Origin of the sequence: Nocardioides marmorisolisilvae (assembly GCF_003725775.1) — a bacterium.
GTDB lineage: Bacteria > Actinomycetota > Actinomycetes > Propionibacteriales > Nocardioidaceae > Marmoricola > Marmoricola marmorisolisilvae.
Map to the genome: position 1 here is coordinate 32,469 of NZ_RJSG01000003.1, position 21,321 is coordinate 53,789.

25 protein-coding genes are annotated in these 21,321 nt (G+C 70.6%); 11 read left to right on the forward strand and 14 right to left on the reverse strand.

Annotated features, from left to right (window positions below):
* Positions 1–12: 12 nt before the first annotated feature.
* The 6 genes from EFL95_RS15575 to EFL95_RS15600 are packed head-to-tail and all read right to left on the reverse strand — an operon-like array spanning position 13 to position 6,715.
* On the reverse strand, positions 13–477 hold the full coding sequence (locus tag EFL95_RS15575; RefSeq protein WP_123235039.1) for an RrF2 family transcriptional regulator: 465 nt from the start codon (positions 475–477) through the stop codon (positions 13–15).
* A gap of 44 nt (positions 478–521) precedes the next feature.
* Positions 522–2,015, reverse strand: a complete 1,494-nt coding sequence (locus tag EFL95_RS15580) for a metallophosphoesterase family protein (protein ID WP_246004995.1) — start codon at positions 2,013–2,015, stop codon at positions 522–524.
* A 7-nt stretch (positions 2,016–2,022) separates the two neighbouring features.
* Positions 2,023–2,979, reverse strand: coding sequence for a 23S rRNA (guanosine(2251)-2'-O)-methyltransferase RlmB (gene rlmB / locus EFL95_RS15585; protein WP_123235040.1), 957 nt, complete (start codon positions 2,977–2,979; stop codon positions 2,023–2,025).
* A gap of 2 nt (positions 2,980–2,981) precedes the next feature.
* Positions 2,982–4,367 (reverse strand): cysteine--tRNA ligase, encoded by a 1,386-nt coding sequence (gene cysS / locus EFL95_RS15590; protein ID WP_123235041.1) that lies wholly within the window; start codon positions 4,365–4,367, stop codon positions 2,982–2,984.
* Positions 4,368–4,389: 22 nt separating this feature from the next.
* Positions 4,390–5,172 carry an SDR family NAD(P)-dependent oxidoreductase gene (locus tag EFL95_RS15595; RefSeq protein WP_183407212.1) on the reverse strand — a complete coding sequence of 261 codons (783 nt, stop codon included), beginning with the start codon at positions 5,170–5,172 and terminating at the stop codon, positions 4,390–4,392.
* Between the two features lie 16 nt (positions 5,173–5,188).
* The gene (locus EFL95_RS15600; RefSeq protein WP_123235042.1) at positions 5,189–6,715 is read right to left on the reverse strand and encodes a molybdopterin-dependent oxidoreductase; all 1,527 of its coding nucleotides are present in this window, start codon (positions 6,713–6,715) and stop codon (positions 5,189–5,191) included.
* Between the two features lie 94 nt (positions 6,716–6,809).
* Here EFL95_RS15600 and ispF point away from each other — a divergent pair, with 94 nt between their 5' ends.
* The 3 genes from ispF to EFL95_RS15615 all read left to right on the forward strand — a co-directional run bounded on the left by ispF (position 6,810) and on the right by EFL95_RS15615 (position 8,928).
* The gene (gene ispF / locus EFL95_RS15605; RefSeq protein WP_123235043.1) at positions 6,810–7,307 is read left to right on the forward strand and encodes a 2-C-methyl-D-erythritol 2,4-cyclodiphosphate synthase; all 498 of its coding nucleotides are present in this window, start codon (positions 6,810–6,812) and stop codon (positions 7,305–7,307) included.
* A 65-nt stretch (positions 7,308–7,372) separates the two neighbouring features.
* Positions 7,373–8,242 carry an alpha/beta fold hydrolase gene (locus EFL95_RS15610; protein ID WP_123235044.1) on the forward strand — a complete coding sequence of 290 codons (870 nt, stop codon included), beginning with the start codon at positions 7,373–7,375 and terminating at the stop codon, positions 8,240–8,242.
* A complete protein-coding gene (locus EFL95_RS15615; protein WP_123235045.1) occupies positions 8,239–8,928 on the forward strand; it encodes an IspD/TarI family cytidylyltransferase in 690 nt (229 codons plus the stop codon). Before EFL95_RS15610 ends, EFL95_RS15615 begins: the two co-directional genes overlap by 4 nt.
* Here the strand turns inward: EFL95_RS15615 and EFL95_RS15620 are convergent.
* Positions 8,909–9,463: a glycosyltransferase family protein gene (locus tag EFL95_RS15620; RefSeq protein ID WP_246004996.1), complete on the reverse strand. Its 555-nt coding sequence runs from the start codon at positions 9,461–9,463 to the stop codon at positions 8,909–8,911. The genes EFL95_RS15615 and EFL95_RS15620 overlap by 20 nt on opposite strands.
* A 63-nt stretch (positions 9,464–9,526) precedes the next feature.
* Positions 9,527–10,012, reverse strand: a complete 486-nt coding sequence (locus EFL95_RS15625) for a CarD family transcriptional regulator (protein ID WP_123235047.1) — start codon at positions 10,010–10,012, stop codon at positions 9,527–9,529.
* A gap of 191 nt (positions 10,013–10,203) precedes the next feature.
* Here EFL95_RS15625 and EFL95_RS15630 point away from each other — a divergent pair, with 191 nt between their 5' ends.
* The 3 genes from EFL95_RS15630 (at position 10,204) to EFL95_RS15640 (ending at position 12,269) form a co-directional block, all read left to right on the forward strand.
* Complete coding sequence (locus EFL95_RS15630) at positions 10,204–10,932, forward strand: UbiA family prenyltransferase (RefSeq protein ID WP_123235048.1); 729 nt, start codon at positions 10,204–10,206, stop codon at positions 10,930–10,932.
* 87 nt (positions 10,933–11,019) lie between these two features.
* The gene (locus tag EFL95_RS15635; RefSeq protein WP_123235049.1) at positions 11,020–11,529 is read left to right on the forward strand and encodes a hypothetical protein; all 510 of its coding nucleotides are present in this window, start codon (positions 11,020–11,022) and stop codon (positions 11,527–11,529) included.
* Positions 11,526–12,269 (forward strand): phosphoglyceromutase, encoded by a 744-nt coding sequence (locus EFL95_RS15640; RefSeq protein WP_123235050.1) that lies wholly within the window; start codon positions 11,526–11,528, stop codon positions 12,267–12,269. Before EFL95_RS15635 ends, EFL95_RS15640 begins: the two co-directional genes overlap by 4 nt.
* Positions 12,270–12,377: 108 nt before the next feature.
* Here EFL95_RS15640 and phoU read toward each other — a convergent pair whose 3' ends face one another.
* Positions 12,378–13,031 carry a phosphate signaling complex protein PhoU gene (phoU, locus tag EFL95_RS15645; RefSeq protein WP_123235051.1) on the reverse strand — a complete coding sequence of 218 codons (654 nt, stop codon included), beginning with the start codon at positions 13,029–13,031 and terminating at the stop codon, positions 12,378–12,380.
* Positions 13,032–13,153: 122 nt separating this feature from the next.
* On the opposite strand from phoU, the gene EFL95_RS15650 reads away from it, so the two are divergent.
* From EFL95_RS15650 to EFL95_RS15670, 5 genes are all read left to right on the forward strand, one after another.
* On the forward strand, positions 13,154–14,296 hold the full coding sequence (locus tag EFL95_RS15650; RefSeq protein WP_123235052.1) for a sensor histidine kinase: 1,143 nt from the start codon (positions 13,154–13,156) through the stop codon (positions 14,294–14,296).
* Entirely contained in the window at positions 14,293–14,970 is a 678-nt protein-coding gene (locus tag EFL95_RS15655) for a response regulator transcription factor (protein WP_123235053.1), read from the forward strand. Before EFL95_RS15650 ends, EFL95_RS15655 begins: the two co-directional genes overlap by 4 nt.
* Before the next feature lie 16 nt (positions 14,971–14,986).
* Positions 14,987–16,270 carry a serine hydrolase domain-containing protein gene (locus EFL95_RS15660; protein WP_123235054.1) on the forward strand — a complete coding sequence of 428 codons (1,284 nt, stop codon included), beginning with the start codon at positions 14,987–14,989 and terminating at the stop codon, positions 16,268–16,270.
* Positions 16,271–16,334: 64 nt separating this feature from the next.
* Positions 16,335–16,895: a hypothetical protein gene (locus EFL95_RS15665; protein ID WP_123235055.1), complete on the forward strand. Its 561-nt coding sequence runs from the start codon at positions 16,335–16,337 to the stop codon at positions 16,893–16,895.
* Positions 16,896–16,915: 20 nt separating this feature from the next.
* Positions 16,916–17,737: an NAD-dependent protein deacetylase gene (locus tag EFL95_RS15670; RefSeq protein ID WP_221176470.1), complete on the forward strand. Its 822-nt coding sequence runs from the start codon at positions 16,916–16,918 to the stop codon at positions 17,735–17,737.
* On the opposite strand, the gene EFL95_RS15675 is transcribed toward EFL95_RS15670, so the two are convergent.
* From EFL95_RS15675 to mshA, 5 genes are all read right to left on the reverse strand, one after another.
* Positions 17,700–18,017: a hypothetical protein gene (locus EFL95_RS15675; protein ID WP_148045070.1), complete on the reverse strand. Its 318-nt coding sequence runs from the start codon at positions 18,015–18,017 to the stop codon at positions 17,700–17,702. The genes EFL95_RS15670 and EFL95_RS15675 overlap by 38 nt on opposite strands.
* Before the next feature lie 91 nt (positions 18,018–18,108).
* Positions 18,109–18,384 carry a hypothetical protein gene (locus EFL95_RS15680; protein WP_148045071.1) on the reverse strand — a complete coding sequence of 92 codons (276 nt, stop codon included), beginning with the start codon at positions 18,382–18,384 and terminating at the stop codon, positions 18,109–18,111.
* A gap of 87 nt (positions 18,385–18,471) precedes the next feature.
* A complete protein-coding gene (locus EFL95_RS15685) occupies positions 18,472–19,401 on the reverse strand; it encodes a DMT family transporter (RefSeq protein WP_123235059.1) in 930 nt (309 codons plus the stop codon).
* A 74-nt stretch (positions 19,402–19,475) separates the two neighbouring features.
* Positions 19,476–19,973 carry a type III secretion system chaperone family protein gene (locus EFL95_RS15690; protein WP_123235060.1) on the reverse strand — a complete coding sequence of 166 codons (498 nt, stop codon included), beginning with the start codon at positions 19,971–19,973 and terminating at the stop codon, positions 19,476–19,478.
* Positions 19,970–21,280, reverse strand: coding sequence for a D-inositol-3-phosphate glycosyltransferase (gene mshA / locus EFL95_RS15695; RefSeq protein WP_123235061.1), 1,311 nt, complete (start codon positions 21,278–21,280; stop codon positions 19,970–19,972). The genes EFL95_RS15690 and mshA overlap by 4 nt, the downstream gene beginning before the upstream one ends.
* Positions 21,281–21,321 lie beyond the last annotated feature (41 nt).

The following is a 21,321-nucleotide window of genomic DNA, read 5'->3' on the forward strand; positions in this document are numbered from 1 at the left end:
CCACCGGAACCGTCAGCGGTTCTCGCTCTGCCAGGCGTCGTCGTCCGCGGTGCGCGAGGTGACCGCCTTCGGGAGTTTCCCGTCGGCGAGCTGGCGGATCGAGACGTGCTCGAAGACGTCGCGCAGCGCCGAGCGGCCGGCGATCCAGACGTGCTGGAGCACGGCGGCGGAGTCGTTGTAGGTGACGGCCTCGGGACGCAGGCCGTAGACGGAGACCAGCGGGCCGTCGACCGCGCGGATCACGTCCGCGACCGAGACGTCAGCGGCGTCCTTGTTCAGGCGCCACCCGCCCGACTGACCGCGCTGCGCCATCACGTACCCGGCCCGACGAAGGTCGGCGAGGATCGCCTGCAGGAACCCGTGCGGGATGTCCTGGAGACGGCCGAGCTCCTCGGCGCTGACCGGGGAGCCGTCGTCGCGACGGGCGATCTCGATCAGGGCTCGCAGGGCGTAGTCGGCCTTCGCTGTGACGCGCATGGACCAAGTCTCTCATCTCGCCTGACTAGATTTAGTCGAGCGGGTCAGTGTGGCTCGTCCAGATTCAGCACGATGTAGGGGTCGACGGTGAACTGCCCGTGGGTGCTCACCCGCACGGGCTGGATCCCGACCGGGCGCCCGTCCTGGTAGGTCACGAACGTGAACTCCGCCTCCCGGCGCAGCTTGCCGACCGCAGCGACGGCGAAGGCGGCGCCGCCGGTGGTGCCGTTCGTGTAGGTGTACCCGGCCTTGCCGTTCTCGCCCACCACGCGGTCCGGGCCGAGCTGGACGTGCACGTGCCCGGCGACCACGAGGTCGGTGCAGCCGCGTTCCAGCGCCGTGCGCGCCATCGTGGCGTCGTGCACGACGACGGTGGCCACCCGCTCACCCTTCGCATCCAGGGCACAGACCTCGTCGGCCAGTGTCGCGGTCTCCTCGGCGAACGTCGGGCCCTTCACCGGGATGAACGCGCCGAGACCACTCGCCCGCGGGTCGTCCACCCCGAAGAACCGGACGCCGAACTTCTCCGTCGCCCGGTGGTCGAGGTGGGTCCAGCCGTGCTTGGCGAGGTAGCCGCTCACGAACGAGCCGTGGTCGTGGTTGCCCGAGATCGCGATCCGGTTGCCGATCCCCTTCAGCGAGTCGTCGAGGGACTCGAGGCTGAACGACTCCCAGGACTGCCCCGCCGAGGTGTCGTCACCGGCGTCGATCACGGCGGTGGCCTTCGCCTGGTCCGCGAACGCGCGCACCACCTGGTCCATGTCGATGTTGTCGTGCCGGTCGCTGATCAGCAGCGCGACGGTCTGCCCTGGCGCGGGCGGGTGCAGCGCGCGGGCCGCGTCGGGCACCTTCGCCACCAGCGCCTTGTAGAACGCCTTGCTCCGGTCGTAGTAGCCGAACAGGTCCGCGACCAGACCCTTGGTGCTCTGCGTGAAGACCTCGTTCTGCACCTCGACCTTGCGCAGGTCCGGCGGCACCGTCACCCCCGGGAGTGCGTCCGGGAGACTGACCCAGTCACCGGCGTCGACGCGCGGCAGGGCCGGGCGCCACGGCTGCCACGCCGAGAAGCCGGCGAGGACCACGAACGCCAACGTGATGACCAGCCCCGTGCGGGTGGGTCGACGCAGCTCGGTGCGGCGACGGGACCCGAGCAGCTCCCAGACGAGTACCGGCACCAGTGCCAGCACGGCTGCCCGGACGGCCGCATCGATCGCCAGGCGCTTCACCTCACGTGTCACCGCGCGCGCCTCGACATCGGTGTGGCTGGCGATCAGCGCGTAGCGCTGGATCAGCTCGTCGGTGCTGCGCGCCTCCGTCTTGCCGATCGTGATCCGTACGCCGACCTGGCTGTCGCTCGGCATCCGGAAGTCCGGCAGGTAGGGGCCGGTGACGAGGCGGACGTGATGGTCGAAGGTCGGCTGGACGACCGCGTCGTGGCCGGCCACCACCATCGCCGCGTCCGAACGGACGAAGAGCGCAGCCCAGATCGGCGCCGCCAGGATCAACCAGGCAGCGGTGAGACCGAGAATCCGGCGCACGGGGCGGCTACGCTCCGCCGGCTCGCTTCTGGGACACGGCGTAGAGCGCGATCGACGCGGCGACACCGGCGTTCAGGGACTCCAGGTCCGAGCTCATCGGCACCGAGACAAGCTGGTCGCACGTCTCCGAGACCAGGCGACCCAGGCCGTTGCCCTCCGAGCCGACCACGATCACCAGCGGGCCGTCGGCCAGGTCCAGATCGGGCAGCGAGACCTCGCCGTCCGCGGCCAGGCCGATCACCATGCACCCCGCGTTCTGGTACTCCTTGAGCTGCCGGACCAGGTTGACCGCCTGCGCCACCGGAACGCGAGCTGCGGCACCGGCCGAGGTTTTCCAGGCCGACGGCGTCATGCCGGCCGCACGTCGTTCGGGGATCAGCACGCCGTGGGCACCGAACCCGGAGGCGGAACGGACGATCGCGCCGAGGTTGCGCGGATCGGTCACCGAGTCCAGGGCGACGATCAGCGCCGGCTCGCCGCGCTCGGCGGCCACGTCGAGCAGGTCGTCGGGGTGGCTGTACTCGTACGCCGGAACCCGGGCCGCGAGACCCTGGTGGACCGCACCGCCGGTCATCCGGTCCATCTCGATCCGCGGCACCTCCATCAGCGAGACGCCCTGCTCGGAGGCGAGCCCGAACGCCTCACGGAGCCGGCCGTCCCGCTCGGCACCCTCGGCGACGTAGACCGCGGTGATCGGCATCTTCGCCCGCAGTGCCTCGACGACCGAGTTGCGCCCGGCGATCCACTCGGCCTCGCCCGGCTTCGGGCGGCGCTTCTGCTTCATCTCGGCGCTCTTCGCCGCGCGCTTGGCGGTCTTGTGCGCCTGGTGGTACTCGCGATCCTTGGCCTTCGGGGTCGGGCCCTTGCCGGCCAGTCCGCGGCGCACGCGACCACCCGAGCCGGCAGTGGGGTTGCCCTTGCCGGTCTTCTTGATCGCGCCCTTGCGCTGCGAGTTGCCTGCCATCTCTACACGCTCCCGTTTTGAATGGACCACCGTGCGCCGTCGGGGGTGTCCTCGACATCGATACCCGCTGCCGCCAAGGCATCACGGATCGCGTCGGCCGTCGGCCAGTCCTTGTCCGCACGGGCCTTCGCGCGCTGCTGCATGACCAGCTCCATCGCGGCCGCCAGCGCGGTCTCCGCCTTGCCCGAACCACCCGCGGCCCACGCCGGGTCGGCCGGGTCGAGGCCGAGCACCGCGAGCATCGCTCGCACCTGACCGGCGAGCTTCGCGGCGGCGCCGGGTTGGGCGTTGCCCTCGCGCACGAGGGTGTGGATCACCGCGACCGCGGCCGGCGTACCGAGGTCGTCGTCCATCGCAGCGACGAAGGCGTCGGGCAGCTCGCCGACGACACCCGGGTACTGCTCGACGAACCGCTCGATCCGCTGGAACGCCGACGCTGCGTCGTCGAGGGCCTCGAACGAGAACTCGACGTGCGAGCGGTAGTGCGCGGCCACCATGTAGTAGCGCAGCTCGATGCCGCGGACCCGCTTGAGGACCTCGGGCACCAGCAGCGAGTTGCCGAGCGACTTGCTCATCTTCTCGCCGGAGGTGGTGATCCAGGCGTTGTGCAGCCAGTACGACGCGAAGGCGCCACCGGCCGCACGCGACTGCGCCTGCTCGTTCTCGTGGTGCGGGAACCGCAGGTCGACGCCACCGCCGTGGATGTCGAAGGCCTCGCCGAGGTACTTGCCGGCCATCGCCGAGCACTCGATGTGCCAGCCCGGACGACCGCGGCCCCACGGCGCCGGCCAGGACGCGGTCCGCGGCTCGGAGTCGGACTTCCAGCCCTTCCAGAGCGCGAAGTCGCGCGGGTCGCGCTTGCCGCGCGGGTCCGCGTCGGTCGCGGCCTCCATGTCGTCGATGCCCTGGTGGGTCAGCTCGCCGTACGACGGCCAGGAGCGCACGTCGAAGTAGACGTCGCCCGAACCGTCCTCCGCGGCGTACGCGTGGCCCTTGGAGATGAGCAGCTCGATCAGCTCGATCATCTCCGGCACGTGACCCGTGGCGGCCGGCTCGTAGGTCGGCGGCAGCACGTTCAGGTCGGCGTAGGCGCGGTCGAGCTCGCGCTTCATGTCGTAGGCCAGGTTGTACCAAGGACGACCCTGGTCGGCGGCCTTGGTGAGGATCTTGTCGTCGATGTCGGTGATGTTCCGGATGAAGGTGACGTCCGACCCGGTGGCGGCGAGCCAGCGGCGGAGCACGTCGAAGTTCACCGCGGAGCGGACGTGACCGACGTGCGGCTCGCTCTGCACGGTCAGACCGCAGACGTAGATACCGGCCTTGCCCGCAGCGAGGGGCACGAAGTCACGGACTTCGCCGGTAGCAGTGTCGTAGAGCCTCAGAGTCACCGGGGAAGTCTAGTGGGACGGATCAGACCGAATAGCCACCGTCGACGTCGAGCTTCTGGCCGCTGATGAATCCGGCGCGGTCGCTGGCCAGGAAGCAGACCGCCTCGGCGATGTCGACGGCCTGGCCGAAGCGGCGCAGGGGGATGTTGCCGCGGGTGATCTCCAGGGCGACCTCGTCGAGCTCGCCGGAGCTGATCAGCACCTCGGCCATGCCGTCGGTGAGCATGCCGGGGCCGACGCAGTTGACCCGCACCCCGAACCGGCCTTCCTCCGCGGCCAACCCGCGCGCGATCGCCTCGACCGCAGCCTTCGGCGCCGAGGACAACCCGTCACGCACGGGGAACCGGGAGGTTGCCGCCGTGGTGACCGCGACGATGTTCCCGGCGCTCTCCCGCAGCGCGGGCAGGCAGGCCGAGGCGACCCGGAAGAACGCCCCGGCGTCGACGTCGAGCTGGGCGGCGAGGTCGTCGGGGTCGACCTTCGACAGGTGCTTCATCGGGACGTGCGGGCCGGCGGCGTACACGAGCGTGTGCAGGCCACCGAAGCGCTCCACGACGTCGGCGACCAGGGCACGCACCGCCGCGGTGTCGAGGGTGTCCAGGGCGCGCGCCTCGCCGCGGACGCCGTACGCGCGGGCCTCGGTCACCGCGAGCTCGGCCTTGCTCTGGTTGCCGCGGTAGGTCGCGACCACCGCGCTGCCGCGTTCACCGAGCATCCGGACGATGGCCCGGCCGAGTCCGCCGCTGCCGCCGATCACCAGCGCCGCACCGGTCCGGTCGGCGAAGTCCGCGTCCTGCTCAGTCATGGACGCAGCGTAGAGGTCACCCGGACTGGAACTCGATGGTGTGCCAGCCGGTGGCGCCGTCGGGGACGACGTCGCGGCGGACGGCGGTCTGGGTGTAGCCGGACTTGTCGGTGGCCCGGACCGCGAGGTGGTGCTTGCCCTTGCCGACCTCGACGTCGCCGGCCCACTGCACCCAGGTGTCGTTGCCGGGCACCGAACCGAGCCGGGCCGCCTGCCAGGGACCACCGTCGAGCTGGAACTCCACCTTCTCGATGCCGGTGTGCTGCGCCCAGGCCGAGCCGCCGACCTTGAGCGAACCGGTCTTGGTGCCGGCACCGTCGCGCGGGACGTCGATGCGCGACTCGGTCTTCACGGGGCCCTTCGCCGACCAGCCGCGGACGGTCCAGTAGGCGTCGAACTGGTCGAAGCTGGTGACCTCGAGGTCCACCAGCCACTTGGTCGCCGAGACGTAGCCGTACAGGCCGGGCACGACCATCCGGACCGGGAACCCGTGCTCGAGCGGCAGCGGCTGTCCGTTCATCGCCAGCGCCAGCATCGCGTTGCGCTTCGGGTCGGTCAGCGCCGCGAGCGGGGTGCCGCAGGTCCAGCCGTCCTTGGAGGTCTGCAGCACCGCATCGGCCCCGTCCTTGACCCCCGCCTCGGCGAGCAGGTCGCGGATCGGTACGCCGGACCAGTAGGCGTTGCTGATCAGGTCTCCGCCGACCTCGTTGGACACGCAGCACAGCGTGATCCAGTCCTCGGTCAGCGATCGGCTGACCAGGTCGTTGTAGGAGATGGTCAGCTCCTTCTCGACCTGGCCGTGGATGCGCAGCGACCAGTCTCCGGGCGTGATCGTCGGCACCGTCAGTGCGGTGTCGATCCGGTAGAAGTCGTCGTTCGAGGTCCGCCACGCGGCCACGCCCGGGACCCCGACGCTCACCCCGGCGGGCGGCTTGCCGGCGCTGACCGGGAGCCGCAGCAGCCGGCGTGCCTGCTCGGCGCGGCGACGACCGCGGCTGCTGACCCGGCCGATCCAGCCGACCAGCACCACCCCGGCTCCGACGCCTCCGACCCGCTGCAGGAAGGCCCGGCGCGAGCCGGCCCAGACCTCGGGCGCCGCATCGGCAGCCGGAGCGACCAGGGGCGAGGTCAGCACCCGGAAAACGACCAGCCAGGTGATCAGGCCGACCACGACCCCGAAGCTCGACCCCGCGGACGAGTCCTTGAGCCGGAGCACCGAGACCAGGCCGACGACGGCGAGGGCGAAGAAGGCGAGCTCGGGCAGCACCGGGCGGCGTCGTGCCTGGGTCCCGAGCCAGGCGCACAGCAGGAGCAGCAGCACGGTGGTGCTGGCGATGAGCAGCGGCTTGTCCTTGTGCCCGACCAGGTGCACCAGCTTCACAGCCAGGTCGCCGGGGGTCTTGTCCCGGACGGCGCTGGCGACGGCGACGATCGGGCCGTTCTTCGCCTGGAGGATCCACACCGTCGCCTGACTGGCGACCAGGCCGGCGATGCCGGTCAGGACACCGGCGAGCGCCAGTGCCCCACGTGAGCTGCGATCCACTCCTCCATGATCACTCAGGGGTGCAAGCACGACCCGCGTTCACGCCTTACCGAAGTGTGACGGCCGGGCACGAGCGGTGGTGCATGATCAGGGTGTGGACCTGCGAACCGGGATCGGCACCGACGTGCACCGCCTCGTGGCGGGACGCCCGATGCGCATCGCCGGGCTCGACTGGCCCGAGGAGGAGGTCGGTCCCGAGGGCCACTCCGACGGCGACGTCGTGCTGCACGCCGCCTGCGACGCCCTGCTCTCCGCGGCCGGCCTCGGCGACCTCGGCAGCAACTTCGGCACGTCCGAACCGGAGTGGGCGGGTGCGCCGGGCCACGACCTGCTCGCGGAGACCCTGCGCCGGGTGCGCGCAGCGGGTTGGGACGTCGCGAACGTGGCGGTCCAGCTGATCGGCAACCGCCCGCGGATCGGCGGCCGCCGCGCAGAGGCTGAGCAGGCCATCGCGGAGGCGCACGGCATCACGCTGACGCTCTCGGCAACGACCACGGACGGGCTCGGCCTGACCGGCCGCGGCGAGGGCCTGGCCGCCGTGGCCACGGCTCTGCTGCACCGCCCCGGCACGATCGGGTCCGAAAGTACCTGAGACACCGTGTGTCAGATACTTCACATTCGCTGACCAACGACCCTCCGAGAGGGCAGACTCGGCCCATGAAGACCTTTGACGGGTTGCGGCTCGACGTGCGCACCTACGGCCCTGTGGACGCGCCGCTCGCCGTCGTGCTGGCGCACTGCTGGACGCTGAACCAGGGCGACTGGATGTACCAGGTGCGCGACCTGCAGCGCGAGTTCGGCCACGGCATCCGGATCGTCACCTGGGACCACCGCGGTCACGGCGCCTCGGACCCGACCCCGAAGGTCGACTGCACGATCGACAACCTGGCCCGCGACATGGGCGACGTGATCGACACCTACGCGCCGAACGGCAAGCTCGTCGTCGCCGGCCACTCGATCGGTGGCATGACGATGATGGGGCTGGCCGAACAGCGGCCGGAGATCTACGACCGGTTGGTCGGGGCCGCGTTCGTCGCGACCTCCTCCGGTCGCCTCGACACGGTGACGCTGGGCCTCCCTGAGATGGGCACGGCGCTGCGCAACCAGATCCCGCGCGTGCTCGCCTTCCGGTCGCGCACGTTGACCAAGAAGGCCCGGCGCCGGGCGCCGATCATCGAGCGCCAGGTGGTGCGTCGGTTCCTGATCGGCCGGCCGCTGCGCCTGGTCGACGCGGCGCTCACGGTCGAGGGGATCATCAACTCCCCGGCCGCCACGATGGTCGGCTTCTACGAGAACTGCCTGCTGCACGAGCGCACCGACGCCCTCAAGGTCTTCGACGGCATCCCGACCCACGTCCTGGTCGGCACCCGCGACGTGCTGACCCCGCCGGAGCACGCGAAGCGGATCGCCGACAACCTCGAGGGGGCGGTGCTGACCGTCGCCCCGGACGCCGGCCACATGCTGCCGCTCGAGCGCGACGAGCTGGTGACCGGAACCCTGATCAAGCTGATCCGCCCGCACCTGTGACCGGCTCCGCGATCGTCGTCCTGGCTGCCGGCGCCGGCAGCCGCGTCGGCGCGGAGATGAACAAGGTGCTGCTGCCGCTCGACGGCATCCCCCTGCTCGCCCACAGCGTGCGCACCGCCCTCGAGGTCGAGGACGTCCACCGGATCGTCGTGGTCGTGCGGCCCGAGGACCGTGACCAGGTCGCGGCCGCGTTGGCGCCCTACCTCGGGGCGCACGACGTCTGGCTGGTCGACGGCGGCGCCGAGCGGCACGACTCCGAGACCCGCGCCCTCGAGGCGCTGCGCCCCGACATCGAGAGCGGCGAGATCGGTGTCGTCGCGATCCACGACGGTGCCCGACCGCTGGCCAGCGCCGCGCTCTTCCGCACCGCGATCGACGTCGCCCAGCAGCACGGTGCCGCGGTACCGGCGCTCGGCGCCACCGGCCTCGTCGCCCTCGACGGAGCCCCGGTGGCCGGCGACCTCGTCGGGGTGCAGACCCCGCAGGCGTTCCGCGCCCCGGAGCTGTTGACGGCCTACTCGCTCGCCGCGACCGACGGCTTCGTCGGCACCGACACCGCCGCCTGCCTCGAGCGCTACACCGACGTGGCGATCCACGCCGTCGACGGCGAGGCGGCGAACCTCAAGGTCACCTTCCCCGAGGACCTCGCGCTGGCGACCGAGCTGGTCACGTCAGCGAACGGCTGAGCGCTTCCAGCACGACCAGGTCGTCCTTGCCGGCGATCCGACGAGCGATCGGCGGAGCCGGGAGCCAGTGGATCTCGGCGACCTCGGCAAGCCGTCCGACCAGTGCGGCCAGGTCGGTGCTGTCCAGCGCCCCGAGGCCGGCGAGGACCTCTGCCGGGATCACCACCGGGCTGGTCACCGACCGCAGCCGGGAACGGTCGACGGTCGCCCCGAGCACGTCGCCGTCGCGGACCTTGATGGTGTCGGTGACCTCGCGGTAGCCGACGACGACCGCACCGGTCTCCACGCAGGTCTGCACGGCACGCTCGAGGAAGTCGACCGGCGTCAGCGGGCAGAGCGGGTCGTGCAACAGCAGCGGCAGGCCGGCGCTGCGCACCTGCTCGAAGGTGGAGCTGGCGTCGATCAGCCGGACGCCGGCCTCACCCACCGCCCAGGAGGCCGCGGCGACCAGGGACTCCCCGTGCACGAGGGCGAACGGCAGGGAACCGCGGCCGTCGGTGGGCACCCACCCGAGTGCCTGCAGGTCCTCGTCCACGGAAACCACCCTAGAAGCACGAAACCCCCGGCCGGTCGGCCGGGGGTTGTCGTGTTCGAAGCCTCAGGAGGCGAGCACCTCGTCGAGGATGGCCTCAGCCTTGTCCTCGTTGGTGTGCTCGGCCAGCGCAAGCTCGGAGACGAGGATCTGGCGGGCCTTGGCGAGCATCCGCTTCTCGCCGGCCGACAGGCCACGGTCACGCTCACGGCGCCACAGGTCGCGGACGACCTCGGACACCTTCATCACGTCGCCGGAGTGCAGCTTCTCCAGGTTTGCCTTGTAACGGCGCGACCAGTTGGTCGGCTCGTCCGGGACGATCGCGCGAAGCACGTCGAAGACCCGGTCCAGTCCTTCCTTGTCGACCACGTCGCGAACCCCGACAAGATCGAGGTTGCAGGCGGGTACTCGCACCACGAGATCCTGCTGGGCCACGATGCGAAGTACCAGGTACTCCTTCGCTTCGCCCTTGATCGTGCGCATCTCGATGTCCTCGATGATGGCAGCCCCGTGATTTGGATAAACAACCGTTTCGCCGACGGTAAAGGTCATGTGCAGAAAACCCCTTTCAAGGTGACCAGTCTAACACGCACTCGGGAGTGTCGATTTCGCGTTTGCGCAGGTCAGACGGCTAATGGGGGCTTGACAAGGATCCAGCAGATATGCGTCCTGCCGATCCGTCGTCCACAACCTGCTCGGCGTCGTACCGATGCGTTTGCGTCCGGTGTGGGTAGTTTGCGTCCATGAGCGACGCCGTTCCCCTGGTCGGTTCACGGGCCCGGATCAGGGACCTGATCCGCTGCAGCCACCCGAAGCAGGCAGTCTTCCTCGCGGTGACCATCGGCGTGCTCGCCGCTGTTGACGGTCGGCCGCCGCGGGAGTTCCTCTCCGCCGGTGCTGCCGTGCTCGCGGTCCAGCTCGCGCTCGGGCTCTCCAACGACGTCAACGACCAGGCGCACGACTACCGGGCGCAGACACCCAGAAAGCCCATTGCACAAGGGATTGTGGCCGCTGCGAGTGCCAGCTACTGGATGATGGTGCTGGTCCTCCTCGCCGTTCCGCTGTCGGTGCAGAACGGCGGCGTCGCCGGCCTGGCGCTGCTCGCCACCCTGCCCATCGGGTGGATCCACAACCGCTGGTTGCACCGCACCGCGTTCTCGTTCGTGGGCTGGACCCTGACGGCCGCGTTCCTGCCGGCCTTCCTCGCCTACGGCGGTTGGGCCGGAGGCATGCACGGTGACGCACCGACCTGGGCGATCACCGGCGCGGCCGCCGCCGTCGGCTTCTGCGCCCACTTCATGACCTCGCTGGGGGACCTCGTCGACGACAACAAGTCGGGTGCGCGCACCCTGCCGCTGCTGGTCGCGATGCGGGTCGGAGCACCCCGGTTGCTGCTGCTCACGATCACCCTGAGCACCCTGTCGGTGGCCGGTCTCGTGATTGCAGGGCTGACGGTCGGACTGCGGCAGTGAGACGGTAGGCTTCAGCCGGTTCGACCAGCAGAAGCCGCGCTCCCCGCCGGCCCAGAAACACGCCCTCCCGAGAGGATCCGAGGTCTCGTGAAGTCCCCGATCAAGCGCCGCGTCGCGATCGCCGCCGCCCTGCTCCTCGCCCCGACCGTGGCCGCCTGCGGCTTCGGCGCCCAGACCGACAAGGTCTACCAGCCGGCCGCCGGGGTGAACGACCGCGCGGGTGTGGTCGAGATCCTGAACGCGCAGATCGTCAGCGCGACCGACGGCACCGGCACCTTCATCGCCGCGCTGGACAACAACGCGACCAAGGCCGACAAGCTGATCAACATCACCGGCACCGGCGTGACCTCCACGAGCGAGGGCGTCGACATCCCCGCCGACGGCGTCGCCAACCTGGCCCTGCCGGCCGCCAAGGGCAACCCGGTCCAGGTCCAGATCGACGGAGCCGCGGTCCAGGCGGGCAAGTGGGTGCGCCTCACGTTCACCTTCGCCAGCGGCCAGTCCTCGCAGGTCCTGGTCCCGATCGTGAGCAACTCCGAGGACTACGCGAACGTGCCGCTGCCGTCGGGGGCCCCGTCCTCCGCAGCCGCTGAGTGATGGCCACGCTGATCCTGCTCCGCCACGGCGAGAGCGAGTGGAACGCGAAGAACCTGTTCACCGGCTGGGTGGACGTGGCGCTGACCGACAAGGGTCGCGCTGAGGCCGTCCGCGGCGGCGAGCAGCTGGTCGAGGCCGGCCTGCTGCCCGACGTGCTGCACACCTCGCTCCAGCGTCGTGCGATCACCACCGCTCACCTCGCCCTGGACGCGGCCGACCGGCACTGGATCCCGGTGCAGCGGTCCTGGCGCCTCAACGAGCGCCACTACGGCGCGCTTCAGGGCAAGGACAAGAAGCAGACCCTCGAGGAGTACGGCGAGGAGCAGTTCATGCTCTGGCGCCGCTCGTTCGACGTCCCGCCGCCGCCGCTGTCCGACGACGACCCGTACTCCCAGGCCGGTGACCCCCGGTACGCCGACCTCGGCGACGAGCTGCCGCGCACCGAGTGCCTCAAGGACGTGATCGCCCGGCTGCTGCCGTACTGGGAGTCCGCGATCGTCCCGGACCTTCAGGCCGGACGCACCGTGCTGATCGCCGCCCACGGCAACAGCCTGCGCGCGATCGTGAAGCACCTCGACCAGATCAGCGACGAGGACATCGCCGGGCTCAACATCCCGACCGGCATGCCGCTGGTCTACGAGCTCGACGAGAACCAGCGCCCGACCGTTGCCGGTGGGCGCTACCTCGACCCGGAGGCTGCTGCCGCGGCTGCCGCGGCCGTCGCCAACCAGGGGAAGTAGTCCCTGCGCACGTCACCAGGTTTCGACACGCTCGGTCGCCGAACTCGTACCTCGCTCCGGCGCTCGCTGCTCAACCACCATCGATCAAGTCCGCTGACGCGTCCTTGATCAGTCGACGTAGGTCGGCTGCTCGCCGGTGACCAGGAAGACCACCCGGCGGGCGATCGAGACCGCGTGGTCGGCGATCCGCTCGTAGTAGCGACCCAGCAGGGCGATGTCGACGGCCGGCTCGACGCCGTGCTTCCAGTCCGAGCCGAGCAGCTCGCGGAACGAGGACCGGCGCAGCTTGTCCATCTCCTCGTCGACCTGCTCGAGCTCCTCGGCAGCGGCGACGTCGGAGTCGGCGATCACGTGGCCGACCTTAGCGATCATCACCTCGGCGACCGCAGCCATCCGCGCGATGGTCGGGACGACCTCGTCCGGGACGGCGAGGTCCGGGACGCGCAGCCGGGCGATCTTCGCGACGTGCACCGCGAGGTCACCCATCCGCTCGAACTCGCTGACCATCCGCAGCGAGGCGACCAGCATCCGCAGGTCGCCGGCGACGGGGTTCTGCAGGGAGAGCAGCTCGAAGCTGTGGTCCTCGATCTTGACCCGCAGAGCGTCGATCGCGGCGTCGTCCGAGATGACCTGCTCCGCGACGCTGGCGTCTCCGTCGAGCAGGGCGCTGGTGGCGTGCGTGACCGCTGTCCCGACCAGTCGGGTCATGGACAGCAGGTCCTCCCGGATCGAGTCGAGCTGGTCGGCGTAGGCGTCGCGCATGGCTTCAGAGTAGTTGGAATCGGGTGAACGGAAGGCGACGGAGCGTGAACGGGGGGCGAACAGTCCCTGAAAGCGACCTCTGGCGGTCAAACAGCAGGTGAAACCATGCGTACGATTTTGGTGTGAGCCCGACGACGCAAGCGCTGTTGTTCGCCCTTCTCGGTGCGACCCTCGGTGCAGGGGTCGTGCTGGCCTGGAGGATCAGCGAGTCGCAGACGCGCCCTCCCGTGACGACCTCCCCGACCCTGCCTCCGGGCGTGGCCGCGGTTCTCTCGGTGCTGCGCAGCAGCGCACTGGTCGTCGACGCCAGCGACGAGGTCCTCAAGGCCTCCGCGCCGGCCATCGCGATGGGTCTGGTGCGTGAACGCCACATTGCCGTGCGCGAGCTCGAGGAGCTCGTCCAGCAGGTGCGCCGCGACGGCCAGATCCGCGAGACCGAGGTCGTCATGCAGCGCGCACCGGGCATCCCGCCGCGCCACGTCACCGCCCGGGTCGCCCCGCTCTCCTCGACCCTGGTCCTCGCGCTGGTCGAGGACCGCACGCGCGAGCGTCGCGTCGAGTCGATCCGCCGCGACTTCGTGGCCAACGTCAGCCACGAGCTCAAGACACCGATCGGCGCGATCCGGCTCCTGTCCGACGCCGTCATCGACGCCGCCGACGACCCGGAGGCCGTCCAGCGCTTCGCCGGCCGGATGCACACCGAGAGCGAGCGCCTCGCCCGCCTGGTGCAGCAGATCATCGAGCTCTCCCGGCTCCAGGGCGACGACCCGTTGGACGAGCCGGTCGCCGTCGAGGTCGACGGGCTGATCAGCCGGGTGATCGACGAGAACCTGACCGACGCCGGCGCCAAGCAGATCTCCCTGGTCGCCAACGGCACCAAGGGCCTCAGCCTCCTCGGCAACCGGGAGCAGGTCGCGGTCGCGATCGGCAACCTGGTCGCGAACGCGATCGCCTACTCCCCCGAGGGTTCCTCGGTGGTGGTGTCCGCCAAGGAGGCCGACACCACCGTGGACCTGTCGGTGACCGACCAGGGCATCGGCATCCCCGCGAGCGAGATCGACCGGATCTTCGAGCGCTTCTACCGGGTCGACCCGGCTCGCCACCGCTCCACCGGTGGCACCGGCCTCGGCCTGTCCATCGTCAAGCACGTGGCGGCTTCGCACGGCGGCGACGTACGGGTCTGGTCCGTGGAGGGCCAGGGCTCGACGTTCACCCTCACCCTGCCGCGCAAGTCATCCATCCCCAGCCTGGAGGCAACACCATGACCCGAGTCCTTGTGGTCGAGGACGAAGAGTCCTACAGCGACGCCCTGGCCTACATGCTCCGCAAGGAGGGCTTCGAGGTCGCGATCACCGCGACCGGACCCGACGCCCTCGCCGAGTTCGACCGTGCCGGCGCCGACGTCGTGCTGCTCGACCTGATGCTCCCGGGCCTGCCCGGCACCGAGGTGTGCCGCCAGATCCGGCAGACCTCCAACGTGCCGATCATCATGGTCAGCGCGAAGGACGACGAGGTCGACAAGGTGGTCGGCCTCGAGCTCGGCGCCGACGACTACGTCACCAAGCCCTACAGCCCGCGCGAGCTGGTCGCCCGGATCCGCGCGGTGCTGCGCCGCGGCACCGAGCCCGACCTGGCGCCGATGACGCTGGAGGCCGGTCCGGTCCGGATGGACACCGAGCGCCACGTGGTCACCATCGACGGCGAAGACGTGCGGCTGCCGCTCAAGGAGTTCGAGCTCCTCGAGATGTTCCTGCGCAACCCGGGCCGGGTGCTGACCCGCGGTCAGCTCATCGACCGGGTCTGGGGTTCGGACTACGTCGGCGACACCAAGACCCTCGACGTCCACGTGAAGCGGCTGCGCGCGAAGATCGAGCCGAGCCCGGCCGAGCCGAAGTACCTGACGACGGTGCGCGGGCTCGGGTACAAGCTCGACCTCTGAGCACTAGGGTCGGGCCGTGGCCCGATCCTCCTTGCTGCACGACAGCCTCGGCGTCCCCGATCCGCTCCGCCGTGCCCGGATCCCGAAGGACCTCGGCTCGGTCACCACGATCGGCGAGGAGGCCGACCCGCGTCCGGTCGGCATGAGCGTCGACAACGTCGAGTCGATCTGGAAGGCCGTCGAGCACCTCTACCGCTCGGGCATCCACCCGGCGATCGCCCTCTGCGTACGCCGCGACGGCGAGGTCGTCCTGGACCGCGCGATCGGGCACGCGAGCGGCAACGGTCCGGCGGACGCCAAGGACGCCGCGAAGGTGCTGGCCACCCCGGACACGCCGTTCTGCATCTTCTCCGCCTCCAAGGGCACCACCGCGACGCTGATCCACCTGCTCGACGAGCGCGGCCTGCTGCACATCGGCGACCCGGTCGCGGAGTACCTGCCGGAGTTCGCCCGCAACGGCAAGGCCGGCATCACCATCGGCCACGTGCTCGCGCACCGTTCCGGCATCCCGAACGCGCCGAAGGAGGCGCTCAGTCTGGAGACGATCAACGACTGGGAGCTCCAGCGCGAGTACATGTACGACGCGAAGCCGATGTCGCGCGCCGGCAAGCGGCAGGCCTACCACGCGGTCTCCGGCGGCAGCCTGCTCGGCGAGGTCGTCCGCGAGATCACCGGGAAGTCGATCCGCGACGTGCTCGCCGCCGAGATCCTCGACCCGCTCGGGTTCCGCTGGATGAACTACGGCGTCGCACCCGAGGACGTCCCGCTGGTCGGCCAGAACTACCCGACCGGTCCGCCGCCGATGCCGCCGCTGAGCACCTTCCTGACCCGGGCGCTCGGCGTGCACCCGGACGAGGCGACCCGGATGTCGAACGACCCGCGGTTCCTCACCGGCGTGCTGCCCGCGGCGAACGGGGTCAGCACCGCGAACGAGCTCGGCAGGTTCTACGAGATGCTCCGTCAGGGCGGCCAGCTGGACGGCGTACGGGTGATGGAGGAACGGACCATCCGTCGCGCCCGGATCGAGCAGTCGCACCTCGAGGTCGACCTGAGCCTGGGGCTGCCGATCGCCTTCTCCTACGGCTACATGCTCGGCGGCAAGGTGCTCAGCCTCTACGGCCCGAACACCACGCAGGCGTTCGGACACCTGGGCTGGATCAACATCATGGGCTGGGCCGATCCGGAGCGCCGCCTCTCAGTCGGTTTGATCACCACCGGCAAGTCCGTGCTCTACCCCGAGCTGGTGCGGTTCTGGGAGGTCGGCAACCGGATCGGCAAGGAGGCCAAGCCGCTCGGGTAACGGTTGCCCACAGATTGGGGCGGTCCCCTTTCGCGGGCCCCGTTCATCGTTCAGGCTGCTGGGCATGCGGATCCTCGGACTCCCGACCGTGCGAACGGCTGCGGTCGCTGCGGCCGTGCTCGCGCTCGTCGTGGTCGCCTCACCTGCATCGGCGGACAGCATCACCACCCGCAGCGGGCAGACGCTGAGCATCACCGTCGGCGCTTCCGGACTCGACCAACCCCAGCTCGTCACGCACGGAACCGCGCGGATCAGCTCCGGCCCCACCACGATCAGGTCGGTGGTGATCCGGATCGACCAGGGCGACCCGATCGCGGTCGAGCCGGACGCACAGGGCCACTTCACGAAGGGGGTGGTGCTGGCCTTCGACCTGACCAGCGTCCAGGTCGAGGCGATCGCCACCGCGAGCGACGGCAGCACCGTGAACGCGATCGTGGCGCTCGCCTCCGACGGCACCGTCACCAGGCCCGCCAGTCCGGACAAGAGCACCGGGAAGCGGACGCTGGCTCCCACCGGCCTCGACGACCCGCCCGTCCTCGGGCCCCTGGGTCTGCTGCTGGTGCTCACCGGCGTCGCGCTGGTCCAGTGGAGCCGACGCGACGAGGATCCCGATCAGGCGGCTTGACCGGCCCGGATACTGGGTCCGTGAACATCGACGAGGTCCTGGGCGACCTGCGGTGGACGGTGCTGACCGGCGCCGGCGTCTCCACCGACTCGGGGATCCCGGACTACCGCGGACCGAACGCGGTCCCGCGCACGCCGATGACCGGCCAGCAGTTCCGCTCCGGCCTGCTGGCCCGCCAGCGTTACTGGGCGCGCGCCTACCTCGGCTGGACCGCGATGGGCACCGCACGGCCGAACGCCACCCACCGGTTGCTCGCCGAGCTCGAGACGGCTGGCCGGGTCGACGCGGTGATCACCCAGAACGTCGACGGCCTGCACACCGCGGCCGGTCAGCGCCGCGTCGTCGACCTGCACGGCCGGGTCGACCGGGTGATCTGCCTGGGCTGCCGGACCACGTCGGGTCGGGCAGTTCTGCAGGACCGGCTCCGCGACCTGAATCCCGACTTCGACGCCACCGATCTCCAGGTGCTGCCGGACGGCGACGTCGCGTTCGAGTCCACTGCCGACTTCGTGCTCGCCGACTGCGTCGATTGCGGCGGGGAGCTCAAGCCGGACGTCGTCTTCTTCGGCGAGAACGTGCCCGAGGAGCGGGTGCTGGAGTGCAAGCAGCTGGTCGACGAGGCCGAGGCGCTGGTCGTCCTGGGATCGTCGTTGCACGTCTTCTCAGGGCGACGGTTCGTGAAGCAGGCGCACCAGCGCGGGATCCCGATCGTGATCGTGAACCGGGGCATCACCCGGTCCGACGACCTGGCGACGCTCAAGCTCGACGCGGGCTGTGCCGAGACCTTGCGCGACTACGTCCGGATCACTCAGCCGGCACCCGAGGACCTGGCATCGGCATAGAGCCGTCCTGCAACCGCTCCTCGGTCGGCTGGGGCGCAGCCCGCAGCCGGTGGCGGTGCGGAGTTGCCGCGAACACCCGGACAGCGTTGATGTTCTCGATGCGCACGACGCTGTGCTCGGTCTCCGAGTTCTCCAGCACGAGGCCCACGCCGTCGTTGGCGACGACCCGGCCGCCCAACCACTGACCCTCGATCAGGACCTCGACGTCGTGGCCCGCGTCCAGGGCGCGTCCCAAGGCGGTCCCGATGGTGTACTGCATCGACGTGCTGTACGTGCTCATCCGGCCCCCGCCCCTGGTGCGTGCGTGGTGCACGCCGTCGGACAAGTGTGCCGGACCCGGGAGCGTTTTGTCCGATAAGCCGCCCTCTGGGCTAGGCCACGTCCTCGATGCCCAGCGGGTCCGAGTGCCGCCCACTGACCGCCGGCGCCGTCGCGAACGCACGGATGCGGACCACCGAGACCTGCTCGAGGCGGACCACGTAGCGCTCGAAGTCCCCGCCGTCGATAGCCACGCCCATGCCGTCCAGGGCCGAGATCCGGCCTCCCAGCCAGACCCCCTCGACCAGCAGGTCGACCTCCTGGCCCTGGTCCCACGCTCGCGCGAGCGCCGACCCCACGGTCACCTGCGCCGACGATCCTGAACTCATCAGGCACCCCTTCTTCGCCGTGCGCACGCACGACCCCCTTGTGTCCAGTATGCCTGAATTGCCGGATCTTGGGGAGGGGTTGGCCCGCTACTCCTGGGCCGCCACCGGCACCCGGGGTTTCCGCCGGGTCACCAGGACGCCGACGATGCAGAGCGCCCCGCCGACGAACGCCAGGGCCGGGGGCACCTCGTCGAGCAGCAGCCAGGCCATCACCGCGGCGATGGCCGGTACCAGGAACGTGGTCAGGGCCTGCTTGCCGGCATCGGTGTAGCGGAGCGCGAAGGCCCAGGTGCTGAAAGCCAGCGCCGTCGGGAACAGTCCGAGGTAGGTGATCAGCAGCAGGTTCTTGCCGGACCCGTGCTGGACCACGTCGACCAGGTCGCCGGCCCACGGCAGGCAGACCACGACCCCGATCCAGCAGGCGTAGGTGGTCACCTCGAGGCCGGAGAGGCGGCGGAGCAGCACCTTCTGGCAGACCACACCGATCGCGTACGTCGCCGCGGCGAGCAGCGAGAGCAGCACGCCGTCGAGGTCCGATCCCCCGTCGCCGCGCATCGCGCTGCCGATCACGACGACGCCGCCGAAGGCGATCGCCATGCCGAGCAGCAGGTAGCCGGTGAGCTTCTCGCCGAGGAACAGCGCCGCCAGCAGCGCGATCAGGATCGGTCCGACCTGGACCACCATCGCCGCGGTCGCGGCATCGATCTTCTGCTCGCTCGCGTTCAGCGCCAGGTTGTAGATCCCGAACCAGGCGATGCCGCAGCCCAGGAGCAGCAGCACCTCGTTGCGGGTGAACCGGGTCCGGGGCGCGCGGGCCAGCAGCAGGGACAGCGCGACAGCCGCGATCAGCAATCGACCCAGCGACAGCGCCCCCGCGGTGACGTCGTGGCCGAGGTGCCGGATGGCGACGAAGGCCGAGGCCCACAGCAGCAGGGTCACCCCGATCGCGGCCACCGGCTGCCAGGCCGGCGGCGTACCGGTCGCAGTGGGTTCGGCGGTGCGCGGCGTCGTGGTCACACGGCCGAATCTAGGTGAGCGAGGAGCCCGGCGGCACGCGGATTTCGGCCGTCGTGCGTTGATATCCGGACGACTCAGTCAGCGGCCTGGCCGGCTTCGAGCCAGCCCCGGAACGCCTCGAGGTTCGCGGTCGACTCCCCGTTGGCGATCCGCCACTCCCACTCCTTGCGGATCGAGGAGGCGAAGCCGAGCTCGAGCAGCACGTTGAACGACTCGTCGGCATAGCTGAGCACCGAGCCGAGGAGGCGGTCGACCTCGTCGGGGCTGACCACGCTCAACGGCAGCCGGGCGTCGAGGAAGATGTCGCCGACCGCGTCCAACGCGAACGCCATCCCGAACAGCTTCATGTTCCGCTCGAGCATCCAGCGGTAGACGGCCTCGAAGTTCTCGTCCGGCTTGCGGCAGACGAACGCGTGCACGCTGAGCGCGTGCGCCCCGACCTCGAGCCGCACCGGCGTCTTGAGCTTGCGCTCGCCCGGAAGCACGACGTCGAAGACCCCGGGGCTCGGCTCCTCGTGCTCGAGCTCGCCGTCGGTGAGGACCTGCCGGATGACGGCGGCGGCGTCGGTCATCGGACCTCGACGCCCATCCGCGCGACCGCGCGCTGGTAGACCGCGAGGGTCTCGTCGGCGGTGCGCTCCCAGCTGAACCCGGCCGCCTGGCCGACGGCGCCGACCGAGAGCGCGGCGCGCAGGTCCGGGGACGCGATCACCGAGGCGAACACCCGGGCGTAGTCGGCCGGGTCGTGGCCCTCGATCAGGAAGCCGGACCGGCCGTCGTCGACCGCGGTGGTCAGGCCACCGACGGCAGCGGCGACGACCGGGGTGCCGACCGCCTGGGCCTCCACGGCGACCAGCCCGAAGCTCTCGTTGTACGACGGCACGCAGACCAGCGTCGCCGCGGCGTACCAGTCGACGAGCTCGTCGCGACGCACCGGCGGCACGAAGCGGACGATGTCGGCGATGCCGAGCGAGGCGGCGAGGTCGACGAGCGCTGTGGGGTGCTCCAGCCCGCTGCCCGACGGGCCGCCGACCACGGCGACCACCAGGCGCTCGCGCAGTCCGGGCTCGCGCTGCAGCAGCTCGGCGGCCGCACGGAGCAGGACGTCGGGGGCCTTCAGCGGCTGGATCCGGCCGACGAAGGCGAGCACGGCGGCGTCCTGGCGCAGCCCGAGCCGGGCACGGGCCGCCGCCATCGACGTCGGGCGGAACTTGTCCAGGTCGACGCCGGGGTGGACCACCTCGACCCGCTCGGGGTCCGCGCCGTAGCTGGTGACCAGGTCGGCGGCCTCCGCCGCGGTGTTGGCGATCAGCATGTCGGCGGCCGCGACGACCTGCTCCTCACCGATGACGCGGGCCTGCGGCTCCGGGGTGTCGCCCTCCGCCAGCAGACCGTTCTTCACCTTGGCCATGGTGTGCATCGAGTGCACCAGCGGCACGCCCCAGCGGTCGCGGGCGAGCGCGCCGACCTGGCCGGAGAGCCAGTAGTGGCTGTGCACCACGTCGTAGTGGCCGAGGTCGAACTGCGCCTCGGCGCGCAGCACCTCCCGGGCGAAGACGCAGAGCTGGCCGGGGAGCTCGTCCTTGGCCAGGCCCTCGAACGGTCCGGCCACGATGTGCCGCACGTTCACGCCCGGCTCGACCGGGACCAGCGGCGGCAGCTGCGAGTCGGTCGCGCGGGTGAAGATGTCGACCTCGATGCCGCGGGCCGCCAGGCGGCGGGCCACCTCGGTGACGTAGACGTTCATGCCTCCGGCGTCACCGGTGCCCGGCTGGTCCAGCGGCGAGGTGTGCAGGCTGATCATCGCGAGTCGGCGCAGCGGCCCACGCCCGGACACCAGGTCCGCGACGGGAGCAGCACCGAGCACGAGATCGGTCATCGGTTCACCTCCGCCAGCCACAACGCCAATCACAACCGCCT

Bases quoted from the DNA above. Each gene is read 5' to 3' on its own strand.
- EFL95_RS15575 (WP_123235039.1), bottom strand. From the start codon at position 477: ATGCGCGTCACAGCGAAGGCCGACTACGCCCTGCGAGCCCTGATCGAG.
- rlmB (WP_123235040.1), bottom strand. From the start codon at position 2,979: ATGGCAGGCAACTCGCAGCGCAAGGGCGCGATCAAGAAGACCGGCAAG.
- EFL95_RS15595 (WP_183407212.1), bottom strand. From the start codon at position 5,172: ATGACTGAGCAGGACGCGGACTTCGCCGACCGGACCGGTGCGGCGCTG.
- EFL95_RS15610 (WP_123235044.1), top strand. From the start codon at position 7,373: ATGAAGACCTTTGACGGGTTGCGGCTCGACGTGCGCACCTACGGCCCT.
- EFL95_RS15625 (WP_123235047.1), bottom strand. From the start codon at position 10,012: ATGACCTTTACCGTCGGCGAAACGGTTGTTTATCCAAATCACGGGGCT.
- EFL95_RS15630 (WP_123235048.1), top strand. From the start codon at position 10,204: ATGAGCGACGCCGTTCCCCTGGTCGGTTCACGGGCCCGGATCAGGGAC.
- phoU (WP_123235051.1), bottom strand. From the start codon at position 13,031: ATGCGCGACGCCTACGCCGACCAGCTCGACTCGATCCGGGAGGACCTG.
- EFL95_RS15655 (WP_123235053.1), top strand. From the start codon at position 14,293: ATGACCCGAGTCCTTGTGGTCGAGGACGAAGAGTCCTACAGCGACGCC.
- EFL95_RS15665 (WP_123235055.1), top strand. From the start codon at position 16,335: ATGCGGATCCTCGGACTCCCGACCGTGCGAACGGCTGCGGTCGCTGCG.
- EFL95_RS15675 (WP_148045070.1), bottom strand. From the start codon at position 18,017: ATGAGCACGTACAGCACGTCGATGCAGTACACCATCGGGACCGCCTTG.
- EFL95_RS15680 (WP_148045071.1), bottom strand. From the start codon at position 18,384: ATGAGTTCAGGATCGTCGGCGCAGGTGACCGTGGGGTCGGCGCTCGCG.
- EFL95_RS15690 (WP_123235060.1), bottom strand. From the start codon at position 19,973: ATGACCGACGCCGCCGCCGTCATCCGGCAGGTCCTCACCGACGGCGAG.
- mshA (WP_123235061.1), bottom strand. From the start codon at position 21,280: ATGACCGATCTCGTGCTCGGTGCTGCTCCCGTCGCGGACCTGGTGTCC.